The sequence below is a fragment of the Atlantibacter sp. genome, assembly GCF_032062175.1.
GTDB lineage: Bacteria > Pseudomonadota > Gammaproteobacteria > Enterobacterales > Enterobacteriaceae > Atlantibacter.
In genome coordinates this window covers 217,501-235,530 of sequence record NZ_DAMBQK010000004.1, presented here as the reverse complement: position 1 = coordinate 235,530, position 18,030 = coordinate 217,501, and the positions used below count along the sequence as shown (strand labels likewise).

The 18,030-nt window shown below is 52.4% G+C and carries 15 protein-coding genes; 6 read left to right on the top strand and 9 right to left on the bottom strand.

Annotated features, from left to right (window positions below):
• Positions 1 to 1,194, bottom strand: a complete 1,194-nt coding sequence (gene lplT / locus RT120_RS06465; RefSeq protein ID WP_312980886.1) for a lysophospholipid transporter LplT — start codon at positions 1,192 to 1,194, stop codon at positions 1 to 3.
• Positions 1,187 to 3,343 carry a bifunctional acyl-ACP--phospholipid O-acyltransferase/long-chain-fatty-acid--ACP ligase gene (gene aas / locus RT120_RS06460; protein WP_312980883.1) on the bottom strand — a complete coding sequence of 719 codons (2,157 nt, stop codon included), beginning with the start codon at positions 3,341 to 3,343 and terminating at the stop codon, positions 1,187 to 1,189. Before aas ends, lplT begins: the two co-directional genes overlap by 8 nt.
• A gap of 629 nt (positions 3,344 to 3,972) precedes the next feature.
• Between aas and galR the strand changes: the two genes are divergently transcribed.
• Positions 3,973 to 4,980, top strand: a complete 1,008-nt coding sequence (gene galR / locus RT120_RS06455) for an HTH-type transcriptional regulator GalR (protein ID WP_312980881.1) — start codon at positions 3,973 to 3,975, stop codon at positions 4,978 to 4,980.
• Here the strand turns inward: galR and RT120_RS06450 are convergent.
• Both RT120_RS06450 and lysA read right to left on the bottom strand, forming a co-directional pair.
• Positions 4,977 to 5,426 carry a GNAT family N-acetyltransferase gene (locus RT120_RS06450; RefSeq protein ID WP_312980879.1) on the bottom strand — a complete coding sequence of 150 codons (450 nt, stop codon included), beginning with the start codon at positions 5,424 to 5,426 and terminating at the stop codon, positions 4,977 to 4,979. The genes galR and RT120_RS06450 overlap by 4 nt on opposite strands.
• A gap of 29 nt (positions 5,427 to 5,455) precedes the next feature.
• Positions 5,456 to 6,718 carry a diaminopimelate decarboxylase gene (gene lysA / locus RT120_RS06445; protein WP_312980876.1) on the bottom strand — a complete coding sequence of 421 codons (1,263 nt, stop codon included), beginning with the start codon at positions 6,716 to 6,718 and terminating at the stop codon, positions 5,456 to 5,458.
• A gap of 125 nt (positions 6,719 to 6,843) precedes the next feature.
• Here lysA and RT120_RS06440 point away from each other — a divergent pair, with 125 nt between their 5' ends.
• Positions 6,844 to 7,770 (top strand): LysR family transcriptional regulator, encoded by a 927-nt coding sequence (locus RT120_RS06440; protein ID WP_312980874.1) that lies wholly within the window; start codon positions 6,844 to 6,846, stop codon positions 7,768 to 7,770.
• On the opposite strand, the gene RT120_RS06435 is transcribed toward RT120_RS06440, so the two are convergent.
• A complete protein-coding gene (locus RT120_RS06435) occupies positions 7,757 to 8,455 on the bottom strand; it encodes an aspartate/glutamate racemase (RefSeq protein WP_312980872.1) in 699 nt (232 codons plus the stop codon). The two genes, RT120_RS06440 and RT120_RS06435, sit on opposite strands and share 14 nt — an antisense overlap.
• A gap of 160 nt (positions 8,456 to 8,615) precedes the next feature.
• On the opposite strand from RT120_RS06435, the gene RT120_RS06430 reads away from it, so the two are divergent.
• Entirely contained in the window at positions 8,616 to 8,939 is a 324-nt protein-coding gene (locus RT120_RS06430) for a cupin domain-containing protein (RefSeq protein ID WP_312980869.1), read from the top strand.
• Between the two features lie 102 nt (positions 8,940 to 9,041).
• Here the strand turns inward: RT120_RS06430 and kduD are convergent, their stop codons facing one another.
• The 3 genes from kduD to RT120_RS06415 all read right to left on the bottom strand — a co-directional run bounded on the left by kduD (position 9,042) and on the right by RT120_RS06415 (position 12,435).
• Positions 9,042 to 9,803: a 2-dehydro-3-deoxy-D-gluconate 5-dehydrogenase KduD gene (gene kduD, locus RT120_RS06425; RefSeq protein ID WP_312980867.1), complete on the bottom strand. Its 762-nt coding sequence runs from the start codon at positions 9,801 to 9,803 to the stop codon at positions 9,042 to 9,044.
• Between the two features lie 512 nt (positions 9,804 to 10,315).
• Positions 10,316 to 11,497, bottom strand: a complete 1,182-nt coding sequence (locus tag RT120_RS06420) for an acetyl-CoA C-acetyltransferase (protein WP_312980864.1) — start codon at positions 11,495 to 11,497, stop codon at positions 10,316 to 10,318.
• A 230-nt stretch (positions 11,498 to 11,727) separates the two neighbouring features.
• Positions 11,728 to 12,435, bottom strand: coding sequence for a phage antirepressor KilAC domain-containing protein (locus RT120_RS06415; protein ID WP_312980861.1), 708 nt, complete (start codon positions 12,433 to 12,435; stop codon positions 11,728 to 11,730).
• Positions 12,436 to 13,243: 808 nt separating this feature from the next.
• Here RT120_RS06415 and RT120_RS06410 point away from each other — a divergent pair.
• The 3 genes from RT120_RS06410 to pdxY all read left to right on the top strand — a co-directional run bounded on the left by RT120_RS06410 (position 13,244) and on the right by pdxY (position 16,857).
• On the top strand, positions 13,244 to 14,614 hold the full coding sequence (locus RT120_RS06410) for a tyrosine phenol-lyase (RefSeq protein WP_125295309.1): 1,371 nt from the start codon (positions 13,244 to 13,246) through the stop codon (positions 14,612 to 14,614).
• A gap of 111 nt (positions 14,615 to 14,725) precedes the next feature.
• A complete protein-coding gene (locus RT120_RS06405; protein ID WP_312980858.1) occupies positions 14,726 to 15,988 on the top strand; it encodes an aromatic amino acid transporter in 1,263 nt (420 codons plus the stop codon).
• 11 nt (positions 15,989 to 15,999) lie between these two features.
• On the top strand, positions 16,000 to 16,857 hold the full coding sequence (gene pdxY, locus RT120_RS06400; protein WP_312980856.1) for a pyridoxal kinase PdxY: 858 nt from the start codon (positions 16,000 to 16,002) through the stop codon (positions 16,855 to 16,857).
• A gap of 498 nt (positions 16,858 to 17,355) precedes the next feature.
• Here the strand turns inward: pdxY and RT120_RS06395 are convergent, their stop codons facing one another.
• Positions 17,356 to 17,982 carry a helix-turn-helix domain-containing protein gene (locus RT120_RS06395; RefSeq protein ID WP_312980854.1) on the bottom strand — a complete coding sequence of 209 codons (627 nt, stop codon included), beginning with the start codon at positions 17,980 to 17,982 and terminating at the stop codon, positions 17,356 to 17,358.
• Positions 17,983 to 18,030: the final 48 nt, after the last annotated feature.

Sequence of the window (18,030 nt, the reverse complement as noted above, 5' to 3'; positions counted from 1 at the left end):
TTAGGATTTCTGCCGCCGCTGCCAGAGCCAAAGCCCGGCGATTGCCAACGCGAACAACACGCCAAAGCCAATACCGATACCGACCACCGGCATACCCACTTTCACGGCCAGCGAGTAGAGGCCGAGCATCAACAGCATGGCGCTGTTCTCGCCCAGGTTTTGCACCGCAATCGCGTTGCCAGCGCCGACGGAACGTTTGCCGCGATCCTGAAGCAAGGCGTTGAGCGGCACCACGAAGAAACCGCCAAATATCCCCAGCAGCATCAACAGCAGATACGCCGGGAGCGGCGTTTGCTGAACCGCGAACGCAACCACCGCCACGCCGATCAAAATCCCGGCAGGCATACAGCGCGATACCGTTTCCAGAGTAACCAGTTTCGCCGCTGCGCCAGCCCCCACCACGATACCGATAGCGACCATCGCGTTGAGATAGGTAGGCGTGGCGTTATCGGCGATCCCCAGCGCCACCGGCACCCACAGCACCAGCAAAAAGCGCAGCGTAACGCCAGCCCCCCAGAACAGGCTGGTACCCACCAGGGTAAAACGGGTTTCGCCGTTGTTCCACAGCACCCGGCAGGCGGCAAAGAACTGCCGCACCATAGTCACAAGATTCCAGGATTGCCCAGGCCGCGCCGCCGCCAGTTTAGGGATATACAGGTTCGCCACCACCGCGCCCGCATAAAACAGCGCGCAAACGCCGAGCGCCGCGCCGATATGCCAGTCCGCCAGCACACCGCCCGCTACCGATCCTATCAGGATCGCCGCAATGGTGGATGACTCCATTAGCCCGTTGGCTTTGACCAGTTTATCCCCGGTAGTGATTTCTCCAAGAATGCCGTATTTCGCAGGCGAATAGGCGGCCGCGCCGACGCCCACCAGGGTATAGCCGACAAAAGGGTTAAAACCGGTGGCGATAACCAACGCGCCAACCAGTTTCATGCTGTTCGCCACCATCATCACCCGGCCCTTAGCGAAGCTGTCGGCAAACTGGCCGACAAACGGGGCAAACAGGATATACGCCGCAACAAACACCATTTGCAGAACCGGCTGGCTCCAGTCCGGGTAAAACTGGGCTTTCAGTACCGCCAGGGTAGCAAACAGCAAGGCGTTATCAGCAAAAGCGGACAGGAATTGCGCGGCAATGACCGCCATCATTCCACGCGAGCGCAACGATGTGTCGGCAATATCATGCATTTTGTTGTTCCTGTTCAACCATGCCTTTAAGGGTGACGAAATCAGGTTTGCCGCTGCCCAACACCGGCAACTGTTTCAGGACGCGGATATCGCGCGGCACTGCCAGTTCCGGTACGCCGTGCGCGCGGGCGTATTGCTGCAACGCGTCGCGGGTTAAGTCGCCGTCGGTGGTAAACAGCACCAGCGCTTCGCCTTTGGTCGCATCCTGTTTTACCACGGTTGCGTGAAGTTTTTCTGGCGAGACGCCAATGGCCATCTGCTCCACCATTTCCAGCGAGACCATCTCCCCGGCGATCTTAGCAAAGCGTTTGGCGCGGCCCTGAATCTGGCAGAACCCTTGCTCGTCAAACGCGACGATGTCTCCGGTGTCATACCAACCCGGCTCCAGCTCGCCCTGGGCGTTTTCCGCAGCGGGCGCTTCCAGCACGCCGGGGTTTTCAACCCGCAGATAGCCTTTCATGATGTTCGGCCCTTTTAGTTGCAACCGCCCACCCTGTTCGATGCCCGGGACCTCAAGCAGACGCGCGTCCATACCCGGTAAAATGCGCCCTACAGTATGGGGCTTCGCCGCCATCGGCACGTTTATCGACACCACAGGGGCGCACTCCGTCACGCCATAGCCTTCGAGAATACGCAGCCCGAATTTGTCCTGCCAGATTTGCCGGGTGCTTTCCTGAAGTTTCTCCGCACCCGCGACCACATAGCGCAGCCGGAAGAAATCATACGGATTGGCGAAACGGGCATAGTTACCGAGGAAAGTTGACGTGCCGAACAGCACCGTGCAGTTACGGTCGTAAACCAGTTCGGGAACGATGCGGTAATGCAGCGGGCTCGGATAGAGAAACACTTCCGCGCCGGTAAACAGTGGCGTAAACAGCCCGACGGTCAGACCGAAGGAGTGAAACAGCGGTAGCGCCGACATAAAGCGATCTTTCGCGGTGAAGTCGGCAATGGTACGAATCTGCTCGACGTTCGCCAGCAGGCTTTTATGGCTGTGTACCACGCCTTTCGGGTTACCCTCGGAACCAGAGGTAAACAGCACCATCGCAGCGTCTTCCGGTTCCTGCTTTACCTGCGCCAGATGCGGCATTAACACCCGGGAAAAAATCCACAGCTTGTCCGCGCCGGTAACCTCGCCTTTAAGGTCTTCGAGGAACACCCATCGCACCTGGGTTAGCTGTTCCGGCAAATGCCACAGCTTGCCTTTATCGAGGAACTGACGCGAGGTAAACACGGTTTTGATTTGCGCGGCAGTGATGGCGCTGCTCAATCCTTTAACGCCGGCGGTGTAGTTCATCATCGCCGGAATACGCCCGCGCACCGTTGCGCCGAGGATCACCGCCGCGCTAATGGAAGCGTTCGGCAGCATCAAGCCGATGGTTTCACGCGGCGCGCTATATTTTTCCAGGATGCGCGCTACAAACAGCGTTTTGGTCAACAGGCCTCGATAGCTGTCAGGTTTGAAATTGATATCTTCAATGCAGTTTTTGCCTGCGCCATAACGATTTTTCGCTGCCAGAAAAGCTTCATACAATGTTTCACGCGGGCGTACCGCCATACGCGCTTCCATCATGATTTGATGCAGCATTTCACCGGCGATTTTACGGCGTTCGCGCGCACGCGGCGCCTGCGGCATCTCCAGCGTGGTAGGCGGCAGAATATGAATATTGATGGTGGGGAACAGGCGTTGTTTGACCAGGCCCTTCAGGCGGCTGAAAAAGGTTAACTCCGCGCCTTCGATACGAATCGGGATAACCGTCGCCTGGGATTTTGCCGCGACGAATCCCGCGCCCTCGTAGATTTTCATCAGCGAGCCAGTGACCGTCAGGCGGCCTTCCGGGAAAATCACCACCGGTCTTCCCTGCTCAATCAGGCGTACCAGGTATTTCACCGACATCGGTTTGGTCGGATCCAGCGGAACGAAATCAATCAGCGATTTTAACCAGCGCATGTACCACTGCTGGCTAATGGAGGTGTAAACCGCGAATACCGGGCGACCGGGCAGAAACAGCGCCAGCAGGATGCCATCGATAAACGACACATGATTGGGGGTGATCAGGACGCGAGGCGCGCTAAGCGAACGCGTATCTCCATGAAGCCTGACCCGGAATAGAATGCGACATAACGCACGAAAAAAACCGAAAAGCATCTCAACTCCCTTTGCTGTGAACAATGAAACATAGAACATTGTGGGCAGATTACACGAGATAACTCAGGTTGCGTAATTATAGAAGGGATAAAAAAAACCTGCGCATCTGCGCAGGTTGGTGCAAGCGTTGGAACAGAATTCTCACCAATCAATACCTCTGGGTTTTTTAATTCTGGAGCCTGGTACGCCGACGCGCCATGAGAAATACGCAAGGGAGATTGTTGAAGTGAAACCAGGTGTGTAAAAGCTCGCGGGGTGTAACAGGTCGGCTGAGGCAAAAAAAAACCTGCGCATCCGCGCAGGTTGGTGTAATTCAAGTGAGCAGCAAAAATGTTGCTAACTCCACCTATCAATACCTCTGGGATAACCACTGTATCAAGAGCGTAATTTGGCCCGCCAGCGGCCAATCGCAACAGCCTACGGCAAAGTGTAACTAAAGGTTTTAACAGACATTATTATCGCCGTTTCGGTTACAAATGGAGGGCAGTTACCCGATGTAACGCCTTCTCAGCCATCGCATTTTTTTCAGCCGATTTGCGACACCGCCCTATGCCGTGGCCTTGTATGTGAGCCTGTTTTCCGTAAGACTTAATGTTGTGTAAACGCTTACCCTCCAGGAAAAGTCATCTATGGCGACAATTAAGGATGTAGCGCGGCTTGCAGGAGTTTCTGTCGCCACGGTCTCACGAGTTATCAATGCATCACCGAAAGCCAGCGACGCCTCGCGGGCGGCGGTGCAAAGTGCGATGGAACAGCTTAACTATCACCCCAATGCCAATGCACGGGCGCTGGCCCAGCAAAACACGGAAACCATCGGGCTGGTGGTGGGCGATGTTTCCGATCCCTTTTTCGGGGCGATGGTCAAAGCAGTGGAACAAGTGGCCTACCATACCGGCAATTTCCTGCTGATCGGCAACGGCTACCACAACGAACAGAAAGAGCGCCAGGCCATAGAACAGTTGATCCGCCATCGCTGCGCGTCGTTAGTGGTACATGCCAAGATGATCCCCGACAACGACCTGATCCTGTTAATGAAACAGATCCCCGGCATGGTGCTGATCAACCGGATCGTGCCTGGCTTCGAGAAACGCTGCGTGGCGCTGGACGATCGTTACGGCGCGTGGCTGGCAACGCGCCATCTGATCCAGCAGGGCCATAGCCGAATCGGTTATATCTGCTCGACCCATGCGATTTCCGATGCCGAAGATCGCCTGCAAGGCTATTACGATGCCCTGAAAGAGCACGGTTTACCTTGTAACGACCGTCTTGTGACGTTTGCCGAGCCGGATGAAAGCGGCGGAGAGCAGGCTATGACCGAATTACTGGGTCGCGGGAAGCAGTTTACTGCGGTGGCGTGCTACAACGACTCGATGGCGGCAGGCGCGATGGGCGTGCTGAATGATAACGGCATCGACGTGCCGAAAGAGATTTCGCTGATTGGTTTTGATGATGTGCTGATTTCGCGCTATGTGCGCCCGCGCCTGACCACGGTGCGCTATCCGATCGTTACCATGGCGACCCAGGCGGCGGAGCTGGCGCTGGCGTTAGCGCAAAACCGCCCGCCTTCAGAAGTGACGCACCTGTTCAGCCCGACCCTGGTGCGCCGTCATTCGGTAGCGGCTTTGGCAGAAAGTTAAAGCGCTTTATGATACAGATGAACGGTTTTATCCGGGTACTCCAGGCCATCGCCAATGTAGCCCCAGCCAAACCGTTCATAATAATCACGGCAGGCGGAATAGAGATACAGCGCATCAAACCCAGCCTGACGCGCCGCGCCCATCACGTGCTCCTGCATAATCCCGCCTAATCCTTTTCCACGCGCCGCTTCATCGATATACAGCGCCGCCAGCCACGGTGTGAGATCCTGGCGGCTGATCAGATCGCAGCGCCACAGTCCAACGGTTCCCAGCAGTTTATCGCCGTCGAGGGCAATAAAAGTCAACGGCAGTGCGCCTGGCGTCTGGCTGTGATGAATGATATCGGCGAAAAAGGCGCGCGGTTGTTCCGGGCCAAACGCCTGCCACAGCCAGTCGGTCACCCGGTCGGCATACTGTGGATACTGATAAAGCGGAACGATTTGCACGCCCTTTCCTCTGTTTATTATTGGCTGGCTTAAAGCATTTCCAGCGCCAGCAGTTCTTCGATGGTCTGGCGACGGCGGATCAATTTTGCCGCGCCGTTATCGAATAAGACTTCCGGCAGCAGCGGGCGGCTGTTGTAGTTGGATGACATCGACGCGCCATACGCCCCGGTATCATGGAATACCAGATAATCACCGGTCGAGACCGCAGGCAGCGCGCGGGTTTCTACTTTGCCGCCCTCCTGCTGGGTAAAGACATCGCCTGATTCGCACAGCGGCCCGGCAACCACGGTTTCTACACCTGGCGCATGAGTGAGATCGCGGCCATCGGCGGCCAGCGCAGTAATGTGGTGATAGCTGCCGTACATCGCCGGTCGCATTAAATCATTAAATCCGGCATCCACCAGTACAAAATGGCGTGATCCCATGTTTTTTACGCTTCTTACCTGCGCCACCAGCACACCGGCTTCCGCGACCAGGAAACGCCCAGGCTCGATTTCCAGTTTGACCGCATGGCCCAGATGGCGGGCGATTTGCTCGCGGGCTGCATTCCATAAACCAAAATAGTGCGCAGTATCAATGGTTTCTTCGCCTTCGCGATACGGGATAGACAGCCCGCCGCCCGCGGAAATCGCCTCCAGATCCTGTCCAAATTCCACCACCTGGCGCACCATCGCGCCGCACACCTGTTCAAGGTGGCCGTAATCCACGCCGGAACCGATATGCATATGAATGCCGACCAGTTTCAGGCCGTGGCGCTGCATCACGTCCAGCGCCTGCGGCAGATCGCTGTACCAGATGCCATGCTTGCTGTTTTCACCGCCGGTGTTGGTTTTCTGGCTATGACCGTGACCAAACCCTGGATTGACGCGCAGCCACACCCGATGGCCTGGCGACACGCTACCCAGTTGATCCAACATATCTACTGACCCGGCGTTAACGGGGATCTGTAATTCACGCACCCGCTCAAGCGTCGCGGCGTCGATCACATCGGCAGTGAATACAATGTCGTCCGGATGCTGTTTAGGATCGTAACCCGCCGCCAGCGCACGCTCGATTTCGCCCAGGGATACGGAATCCACCTTCACGCCCTGCTCGCGCATCAACCGTAAAATATGAATGTTCGAGCAGGCTTTCTGGGCGAAACGCACCACGTCAAATGCCTGAAGTTGAGCGATTTGATGACGAATAATTGCCGCGTCGTAAATCCATACCGGGCAACCGAATTCGGCAGGCAGGCGCAGTAAATTCTCGGCGTTGAGGTCGGTATCGTGTTGGTGCAATGAACGTGGCATAGCGGGCTCCTGAATTCGTTTCGCTTATTACGCCACAGCCGTTAATGAAGAAAAAATATCGATTTCTACAGAGTCTATGCAAAGATGATATGGATAACGCGTTGTGATAGTTAAGGATATACCCGATGCCTGCCATAACATTGCGCCATATTGAAATTTTCCACGCGGTAATGACTGCGGGGAACGTCACCGAAGCCGCCGCCCTGCTGCATACTTCGCAGCCTACGGTGAGCCGCGAACTGGCGCGGCTCGAAAAGTTGATGGGCCTGGAGCTGTTTACCCGTAGCCGGGGGCGGCTGCATCCCACGGTTCAGGGGCTGCGGCTGTTTGAGGAGGTGCAACGCTCGTGGTACGGCCTCGATCGCATCGTCAGCGCGGCGGAAAGCCTGCGGCAGTTTCGCCAGGGCGAATTATCGATCGTCTGTCTGCCGGTATTTTCCCAGTCGTTTTTGCCGCTGCTGGTGCAGCCGTTTCTGGCGCGTTATCCCGACGTCAGCCTGAATATCGTGCCGCAGGAATCGCCGCTGCTGGAAGAGTGGCTCTCCGCCCAGCGTCACGATCTCGGCCTGACCGAAACCCTCACTACGCCTGCCGGAACGGAGCGCATTCCATTATTAACGCTGAATGAAGTGTGCGTGTTGCCGAAGGGCCATCCCCTCGCGCAAAAAGCGTTACTGACTCCACAAGATTTTAGCGGTGAGAATTATATTAGCCTGTCCCGCACCGACAGTTATCGCCAGTTGCTGGATGCGCTGTTTAGCGAGCATGACGTGAAACGCCGCATGGTGATGGAGACGCACAGCGCGGCGTCGGTCTGTGCAATGGTGCGCGCCGGTGCGGGGATCTCGGTGGTTAATCCGCTGACCGCGCTGGATTATGCGGCAAGCGGCGTAGTGGTGCGCCGCTTTAGCATTGACGTGCCGTTTACCGTGAGCCTGATTCGCCCGGTACATCGCCCGGCCTCGGCGCTGGTCGATGCTTTTTGCGAACACCTCCAGCGCAACCAGGATCTTTACACTACCCCGCTTGAGGCGTTGCTTATTCCGCGCTAAGCATGAAGTTCACCGCATCTTCGGCATGCAGCGCAGCGGTATCAAACAGCGGCAGCGGGCAATTTTGCTGGTTAAGCAGCAGGCCAATTTCGGTACAACCAAAAATCACACCTTGCGCGCCCTGCTCCGCCAGCCGGGAGATGACCTGTTGATAATAGTGGCGGGACGCTTCGCTAAACACGCCGAGGCACAACTCCTGGAAAATGATTTGGTTGATGCGTTCGCGTTCAGCTTCATCCGGGATCAGCGTGGCGATGGCGAATGTCTCGGTTAACCTGCCGCGATAAAAATCCTGCTCCATGGTGTAGCGGGTGCCCAGCAACGCGACTTTATCCATTCCACTTTGCGTAATGGCGCGGCCGGTGGCGTCGGCGATATGCAGGAACGGCAGTGAACAGGCCTCCTCAATATGCCCGGCCACTTTATGCATGGTGTTAGTACAAAGCACAATGGCATCGGCGCCTGCCTTTTGCAGGCCGCAGGCGGCATCTGCCAACATCTCACCGGCTTTATTCCAGTCACCATTAGACTGGCACGCTTCGATGTCGTGAAAATCAACGCTATGCAGCACCAGCTTTGCGGAATGTAGACCGCCTAACCGGGCTTTTACACCTTCATTAATAAAACGGTAATAAGGAATCGTCGATTCCCAGCTCATACCGCCAATCAGACCCAGGGTTTTCATTTTTCACCTCCGTAATCTTCAAGGTATAACAAAACCGTTTGATGGCGGGAAGCGATAAACATTTGTGATCGACGGCGCAGTTCACAGCCACGACTTATATTTAAATGAACGCCTGATGTAGAATATTTGAAACGTTGTTTCACTAATTAGAGGCAAACAGATGTTTATTCCCCATAACGAAACCAAACTGCAAGATTTAGGCGGCGGCGTAACCCGCCGGATCCTGGCCCATAACGGCAAGATGATGGCAGTGGAAGTGAATTTTCAGGAAGGCGCGGTAGGCGCGATGCACAATCATCCGCACGAACAACTGACCTATGTACTGTCTGGTGAATTCGAATTCACTATCGGTGATGAAACGCGTCGCGTCACGGCAGGCGATACGCTGTATAAAGAGCCACACATTATGCACGGCTGCGTCTGTATCAAAGCGGGCACACTGCTGGATACCTTTACGCCGATGCGTGAAGATTTTCTTAAGTAAGCAACAATCTGCCGGGGAAACCCGGCGCTATTTTATCGCGCATATAACAAAAAGCCCGTCAATGTTTCCACTGACGGGCTTTTCTATGCGGTATAGCGCGGATTAACGCGCCAGCCAGCCGCCGTCTACTGCAACGGTGTAGCCGTTGATGTAATCAGATGCGCTGGATGCCAGGAATACGATCGGCCCTTGCAGATCGCTCGGCAGACCCCAACGGCCCGCCGGGATACGATCGAGGATTTCAGCGCTACGCTGTTCGTCGGCGCGCAGCTGCTGGGTGTTGTTGGTCGCCATGTAGCCCGGTGCGATAGCGTTAACGTTGATGTTGTGCTTCGCCCACTCGTTAGCCATCAGGCGGGTGATGCCCATTACGCCGCTTTTTGACGCGGTGTAAGACGGGACGCGGATACCGCCCTGGAAGGAAAGCATAGAAGCGATGTTGATGATTTTGCCGCCTTTATCCTGGGCAATAAACTGTTTAGCGACTGCCTGAGACATAAAGAACACGGATTTGATGTTCAGATTCATTACGTCATCCCAGTCGGTTTCGCTGAAGTTGATCGCATCTTCGCGACGGATCAGACCCGCGTTATTAACCAGAATGTCGACATGGCCGAATTCCGCAACCGCACGCTCAAGCAGTTCAGGGATTGCGTCGATTTTACGCAGATCGGCGGTCAGGCTCAGAAAACGACGGCCCAGCGCGGTAACGCCTTCGATCGTTTCAGTCGGTTCAACGATGTTGATGCCAACGATGTCGCAGCCTGCCTGCGCTAGACCCAGCGCCATACCCTGACCTAAGCCGGTATCGCAGCCAGTCACAATCGCAACTTTACCTTCGAGAGAGAATGAATCCAAAATCATGGTGGTTTCCTTAGTGTTCCAGCCTGTCACAGACAGATGCATAATTCACAACGGTTTACCTGACGCGATTGGTCGCGGATCAGTCACAGTGTGATAACACCTGAACTGCCTACGGCCGGTTGACACCTTTCGCTATTCGTCTTTACCGTCAAAGCCTCAAAACGCTATTTCGTACTACTGCAAAACATCGTTTCGTTTTCATTTGTGGGATTATACTAGCCCCTCTAAAACACGTTTTCAATTATAAATAAAACAATGTTTCATTTTTTAAGACACCAAAGCGCGAATTTGGAAGTAGGATCACGAAACCATCCTGAGGCCTTTTCAATACTCCATTTAATCGTGAGGATGGCTGGCTCAGGACGCCCCGTAACCCGGTTCGGTTTGTGAGTGCAAAGAGATATCTCTGTCTGAGATAAGGATTATGTTAAGAGATGGCAGGCAGGGTAAAAAGAACGGTTCTCAGAAGCTGAATAAAGGAAAAAACGCGACCTGACAGGCCGCGTTTGATGTTAATCGCGTTCAATCGCCAGCGCGACGCCCTGACCACCGCCGATACATAATGTCGCCAACCCCTTGCGGGCATTGCGTTTCACCATTTCATGCACCAGAGAAACCAAAATGCGGCAGCCGGATGCGCCGATTGGATGGCCCAACGCAATCGCGCCACCGTTGACATTAACTTTGCGCGGGTCCCACTCAAGCACTTTTCCTACCGATAGCGCCTGCGCGGCAAAGGCTTCATTGGCTTCGATGAGATCAACGTCGTTCAACTGCCAGCCCGCCCGCTCCAGGCAGCGGCGCGTGGCATAAACGGGGGCAATCCCCATTAATGCCGGATCGACGCCAATGCTGGCGAATGCGCGGATTCGCGCCAGCACCGGAAGGTTGAGTTCTTCTGCGCGACTGGCGCTCATCATCATTACTGCCGCCGCGCCGTCATTAATTGTCGAGGCATTACCCGCCGTCACGCTGCCGTGTAAATCGAACGCTGGCGCGAGGCTCGCTAGCCCCTCCGCGCTGGCATCGGTACGCGGCTGTTCATCGGTATCCACCAGAACCTTATTGCCGGGCGCTAACTCCACTTCTACCGGGACGATTTCGTCACGAAAACGCCCGCTATCAATCGCCACGCGTGCCTTGTGCTGGGAAGAGAGCGCGTAGGCATCCTGTAATTCGCGGCTGATGCCATACTCTCGCGCCAGGTTTTCTGCGGTAACCCCGATGTGATAATCATTGAATGCATCCCATAAGCCATCATGCACCAGGCTATCGATTAACTGGCTGTTGCCCAGCTGCGCGCCAGTGCGGCTGTCGGTCAGCACATGCGGGGCGCGGCTCATGTTTTCCTGGCCGCCAGCAATCACCACGTCGGCCTCGCCGCACTGGATAGCCTGAGTGGCAAGATGGAGTGCTTTAAGGCCCGAGCCGCACACATCGTTAATGGTGATTGCAGAAACTCCCCAGGGCAGGCCACTGTTAAGCGCGGTCTGCCGCGCCGGGTTTTGCCCGGCTCCCGCCGTTAACACCTGGCCCAGAATAACCTCATCCACATCAAGAGAGTTGATGCCTGAACGTTCAATCAACGCTTTAACCACCACCGAGCCCAGCTCGACGGCGGTACGACGCGCAAGCGCGCCCTGGAAGCACCCGATAGGCGTTCGCGCAGCGCCGACAATCACCACATCTTTCATTTTCAACCTCTCAATGGCAGGACTGAAATAGAGTAGCGATTGTTATCAAATTTTTTCGTAAATGTTTAAAAAATGGTGAACGCAGTCACACAGTAAAAACGTATGACGTTAGCTGAAACGCGTATATGGAAGGGATATAGGGAGAAAAATATAAATAGAACAGGTCACTAGCGATGACCTGTCGTTATGAGAGAAACGCCCCACGTGGCGATGTGAGGCGGATTGGATCATCAGGCTGCAACGCTTTTCGGCTGGGAAGAGAGGTGCCCTGCCCACAGATTAGCGACCCACTTCACGCCCCGGGCGGTAAAGCGCGCCTGAGAAAACGTGTGCTGGTTTTCGCCAACGCCAGAGCGCAGTGTGAAATAACCGGCCTGCATATGGTGCGGCGGCGGGGTCAGCGTGCCGTTAGCGCGAAACATAATGTTGCGCTCCAGCAGGAACTGACGGAACTCAGGTTCTTTCACTTTCAGCATCTTACACACCTGCCGAAACCCCAGCGAATCTTCAACCTGGATCAGATGGTCAAATAACTCCGCCTTTGGCAAGGTGATCGCCAACTGCTGCTCTGCCGCCTGGCGCTGCTCATACTGTTCTGCCCACGCACGCGCAGCAGCAGCCGGGTTGGTGAAGTCAGGGATTTCCGCGCGTTGTTCACGCTCCTGCCACCAGTCCAGCACATTCGCTGTAAAACCAGGAGAAACGCGCGCAACGGCCAGCAGCGAGTCACGCTTGTTCAATAAGTACTCCTGGTAGCTCTCCCCTTCCCGCTCAAACTGATTGACCACGAGGGGTTGCGACAGGCGCTGAGCCGTTTCCAGACTTTTAATAATACGTTTCACTTCGCCGTGAGTTATGCCCGTCAACGTAGCAATTTCACGGCTGCTCATTGTGACTGATTGATCCAAAGAATTTCGGTTTAAAGAAGGATTCATCATAGGCCTCACCACTTACTCACAAACAGCAACACCCTGGCGGGTAGTAGAAATAGTATACAATGCACTGTTTAAATATCCAGTATTTTTTATGAACAATTTACCTTAAGGAAATCAGGTAATTTGCGCATTTTTGCCTGTTTGCCCATACAGGTGTGTTGTGAACAGGTCCTACTCCACGAGGCATCTGCGCCGCAAGATTACCCTCAGGCTATATGTTCAGGATGTCCCGTCAGAGTGATGTCTCGTCGCCCGGGTAAAAGAGCATGCAGGGGGAACCAGATATGGCCAACGCCCCGGCTGGTTCAGTTTTATTTTCGCAATGAAATAGTCAAAACAGGTATTAATACAGGCCCATGAGTCCTGTAAATAAAAATTTACACGCTATTTTCATGCCTAGCACTATATTGTCTGAAAATAATGACTCCGTTCGCAATTTTCCCGCCTGAATAAGTTCACATGAAAGCAAAAGAAAAAAACAGGAAAGTGAAAATACCAATACTTTACATATTTTCGTTATTAGCAGGATATTTAAGCTAAATCTTAAAAGAGTAATCTATTGATTTTATATGGCTCTTTTAAAATACAGTGACGCAGGTCACGGGATTTACAGACACGCTAAAAACATGCCCAGTCAAACTGTTGCCCGGCTATTTCAACTGCTCAGTGTTTAACGCATAATCGCTTCGCCTTAACATTTTACGATTATTTAAACAGGGTGCAAAACCCCGACATTATTCCGCCTCGGAGTTCAGGCGGGACGATATGCTTTAAACCAACGAATACCACCCTATAAAACGGAGATATTTAAATGAACTTTCCAGCAGAACCGTTCCGTATTAAAAGCGTTGAAACCGTTTCTATGATCCCACGCGATGAGCGTATTAAGAAAATGCAGGAAGCGGGCTACAATACTTTCTTATTAAATTCAAAAGATGTGTATATCGACCTGCTGACCGATAGCGGAACTAACGCCATGAGCGATAAGCAATGGGCCGGAATGATGATCGGCGATGAAGCTTACGCGGGCAGCGAAAACTTCCATCATCTGGAAAGAACGGTTCGCGAACTTTTTGGCTTCAAACATATTGTTCCTACTCACCAGGGCCGTGGCGCAGAAAACTTATTATCACAACTGGCTATTAAACCGGGCCAGTATGTTGCCGGGAATATGTATTTCACCACTACCCGTTACCATCAGGAAAAAAATGGCGCAACGTTCATCGATATCGTTCGTGATGAAGCGCACGACGCAACAATCGAAGTGGCCTTTAAAGGCAATATTGATCTGAAAAAATTGCAAAAACTGATCGATGAAAAAGGCGCAGAAAATATCGCGTATATTTGCCTGGCAGTAACCGTTAACCTGGCAGGTGGCCAGCCGGTATCCATGGAAAATATGCGTGCCGTACGCGAACTGACTGCCGCGCACGGGATTAAAGTTTTCTATGATGCGACCCGCTGCGTTGAAAACGCCTATTTCATTAAGGAGCAGGAAAAAGGCTACGAGAACACCAGCATTAAAGATATCGTTCATGAAATGTTTAGCTATGCCGACGGCTGCACTATGTCAGGCAAAAAAGACTGTCTGGTTAACATCGGCGGTTTCCTGTGCATGAATGATGATGAAATGTTCTCTTCCGCTCGCGAACTGGTCGTTGTTTATGAAGGGATGCCTTCTTACGGCGGTCTGGCAGGCCGTGATATGGAAGCGATGGCGATTGGCCTGCGCGAAGCGATGCAGTATGAGTATATTGAGCATCGTATTAAGCAGGTTCGCTACCTCGGTGAAAAATTGAAAAGCGCCGGCGTACCGATTGTTGAGCCGATTGGTGGTCATGCGGTGTTCCTGGATGCGCGTCGTTTCTGCCCACATCTGAGTCAGGATGAATTCCCGGCACAGAGCCTGGCGGCCAGTATCTATATGGAAACCGGGGTGCGCAGTATGGAGCGCGGCATTATTTCCGCAGGCCGTAATAAAGAAACTGGCGAGCACCACAGACCGAAACTGGAAACAGTACGTTTGACTATTCCTCGCCGCGTTTATACCTACGCGCATATGGATGTGGTAGCGGACGGCATTATCAAGCTGTACAAGCATAAAGAAGATATTCGCGGGCTGAAGTTTGAATACGAACCGAAGCAACTGCGTTTCTTTACGGCTCGCTTTGATTACATCTAATTCAGTATTTGGCCCTGCCTCGTTGCAGGGCCTTTTTGTTTCTGATCGAGGCCGTTAAAAATTGAGTATAAATGCTGTAAATAACAATAATTTTTTTACAGGAACATTATTATGGGTATTCATAACCCCGCTCAAAATGGTACCCCTGGATTAACCAGTGGTGCAGTGCTCGTGATAGCCACCGTCATTGGCGGCGGTATGTTTTCTCTTCCGATTGCCATGGCCGGCGTATGGTTTACCGGCGCAACCGTTATTCTTATCGCCATTGCGCTAATGATGTTATTAACCGGTTTGATGTTAGTTGAAGTCAACCTGCATTTTGAACCCGGGGCCAGTTTTAATACCTTTACCCAGGAATTGCTGGGCAAAAAATGGAATATCGTTGTTGGTATCGCGTTTGGCTTTGTTTTATATATCCTGACCTATGCCTATATTTCGGGTTCGTCGGCGGTGCTTAGTCAGACATTACTGAAATACAGCGGCGTACATTTCCCTGCAAAATTTTCTGTTATTCTTGTTACGCTGTTTGTAGGGCTTATCGCCTGGTACAGTTCATTGCTGGTTGGCCGTATTACGACGGTCCTTATTCTCGGTAAGTTTATTGCCTTCTTCGCTACTTTTTCTGGGCTGGTGAGCCATATAGAAATTGCCAAACTGTTAGATAGCGCCTCCGTTGCCTTACCGGATACCCGCTATCTTCCCTACGTCCTGATGACGTTACCGTTTTGCATTATTTCGTTCGGCTTTCATGGCAACGTGCCAAGCCTGGTAAAACTGTATGGCAAGGGCGGCGTATCTAATATTACGCGTTCAATCGTGATCGGAACCCTGTTTGCAGTACTGCTGTATATCTTCTGGTTGGCGGTTACGATGGGGAATATTAGCCGTGCCTCGTTCTCACCGATTATCGCCAGGGGTGGCAATATTGATGTTTTCGTTGAGGCCATCGGCGGGATTTTCACCAGCCGCTATATGGACCTTATCCTGACGTTCTTTGGCAACTTCGCCGTTGCGAGCTCATTACTCGCCGCGACGCTCGGGCTTTTCGATTATATTGCCGACTTGTTCCACTTCCCTAACGATCCGTTGGGCCGTTTTAAAACGACCCTGGTAACGTATCTTCCTCCGGCGTTTGTCTGCTTCTTTTTCCCTAACGGCTTCGTCTATGCCATTGGTTACGCCGGGTTAGCATTCACCATCTGGAGCGTCATCCTACCGCCATTCCTGGTGAAAAGTGCACGGCGCCGTTATAGCTCGGCTATCTATACCGCACCCTGTAATAACACGATGCTGAATCTGGTGATTGTGTGCGGTGTCATTGTCTATCTGACGGTAGTGCTCGACGTTCTCGGCTGGTTGCCGGCGTTTAAGTAATTGAGGTTGTTATGAAAAACGTGTTATCGATTCAATCCAGCGTGGTGTACGGCTACGCGGGCAACAAAGCCGCTGTGTTGCCAATGCAACTCATGGGTATTGATGTCTGGCCTTTCCATACCGTGCAGTTTTCTAATCACACCCAATATGGGCGCTGGCAGGGAATGACGCTGCCGCCGGGTCAGCTGACGCATGTGATAGCAGGACTTGAGCAAAACGACAAATTGCCTGAGTGCGATGCCGTGTTGTCGGGTTATCTCGGCGACAGTAGGCAGTGTGAAGAGGTCGCGCTGGCCGTTAATCAGATTCGTCGTTATAACCCGAAAGCGCTCTATTTTTGCGATCCGGTTATGGGCCACCCTGCGAAAGGTTGCGTGGTCGCTAGCGGCGTCGATACGTTTTTCAAAAATGAAGCCATTGCACTTGCTGACGTGATGGGCCCCAATTTACATGAGCTGGAGATATTGACCGGAAAAACGTTAAATACTTTCGATGAAGTGGTGTATGCGGCACAACAGCTGGTAGCGCAAGGCGTCAGCAAGGTATTAGTAAAACATTTGGGAAAATGCGCGAAGGATACCGCTGCTTTCGAGATGCTTTTGGTCACCGGGCGTCAGGTATTGCATATTGCACGGCCGCTGTATCTTTTCCCCCAACAGCCGGTTGGCGTGGGCGATCTCACCTGTAGCGTGTTACTTGCAAGTTTGTTGAACGGATTTGATGATATTACCGCGCTGGAGTACAGCGCCAATATTGTTGATGCCGTGATGCGTCATACCTGGCAACGAGAAAGTTATGAGCTTGAGTTGATTGAATCACGATATTTCATCATGAATCCGGTGATCCGTTATGCCGCAAAGAAACTGTAACCGTATTAATCAGAGGTGATGGATGTTTATGACACTTCTGAAAATCCAGTTTCCGCTTGTGCACAGATTTGCGTTGCTACGTATCTTGTTGATTGTTTTGCAGCTGACAGGATTGCGGAAAAGAAAAAAATAAGAGGGAAAAATGCACCCCGGCTCTACGGGCGGGGTGCATTTTGCTAATGCCGTCGCTTACGCCCGAAAATAACGCGGCGGGATTAATGCGGCAAAAGCATCGATTTTGTTGAGAAGTTTTTTGCAGAAAGACATTTTCGCTAACCTCAGTGTGATACAGGTCACATATTGTACCCTTCCAATTACGAAGCGCCAATATCCTCACGTCTTCCTTGTCATTCTAAGTGTAAACCTGTCTGTAAATAATTTTGCTTTCGCTCAGTAATTATTCATCACATTAATGAATGGCAAATCCGTATTTTAAAAACATTATTAATAGAGTTATACCGGATCGCAAGCCACTTCAGTCCACTGCAAACAGGCGTTTTAATAGTTTAGAGGCAGTTTATGAACCGCGATTAATTTGCCTTTTTGCATTTCAATGTAGTTCCCTTTTCGTAGCGCGGAGAGCATTTCAGCAATCACTGAACGTGAAATATGCGTATGAGTTTGAATGTAATTAATAACGCCGATCTGAGAACGCAACGCTATATCCCATGAGGCCATAGTTAATAGCGTGGAACGAATTTGTGCATAGGTTGAGGTGCCTATGAATTGTGCATCGCGCCATTCGAACCAGCGCATTTGATAGGTTTGCCAATGACAAAATGACTTCCAGAGCCCCTGCTTTTCAATAATATCCATCGCCCGACTGACGGGTAAGCAAAATCCTGTGCAGTTCGTTTTAGTCACTAACTTATAATTTAACGGGCTGGGGATGGGATCGCCGGTTAAACTGAGCAATACAGGAGCCGCGAGAAGTTCAACATGAATATCATTGTTCTCTCTCCAGATATCCAGAAAACCCTCTTTAAAAAACCAACACTGTTGCTCGCCTTGCTCATTAGAAAAACTGAGTTCTTCATCCGCGGCGATACTGAAGCCCATAGCGGAAAGACTAAAATGGCTACGAAGAATCTCCAGATGATTTAACGGTTTTACCAAATCTAACATGTGAGTCGTCCATTCACTGTCGAGAATCCATTCACTCTGGTTAAACAA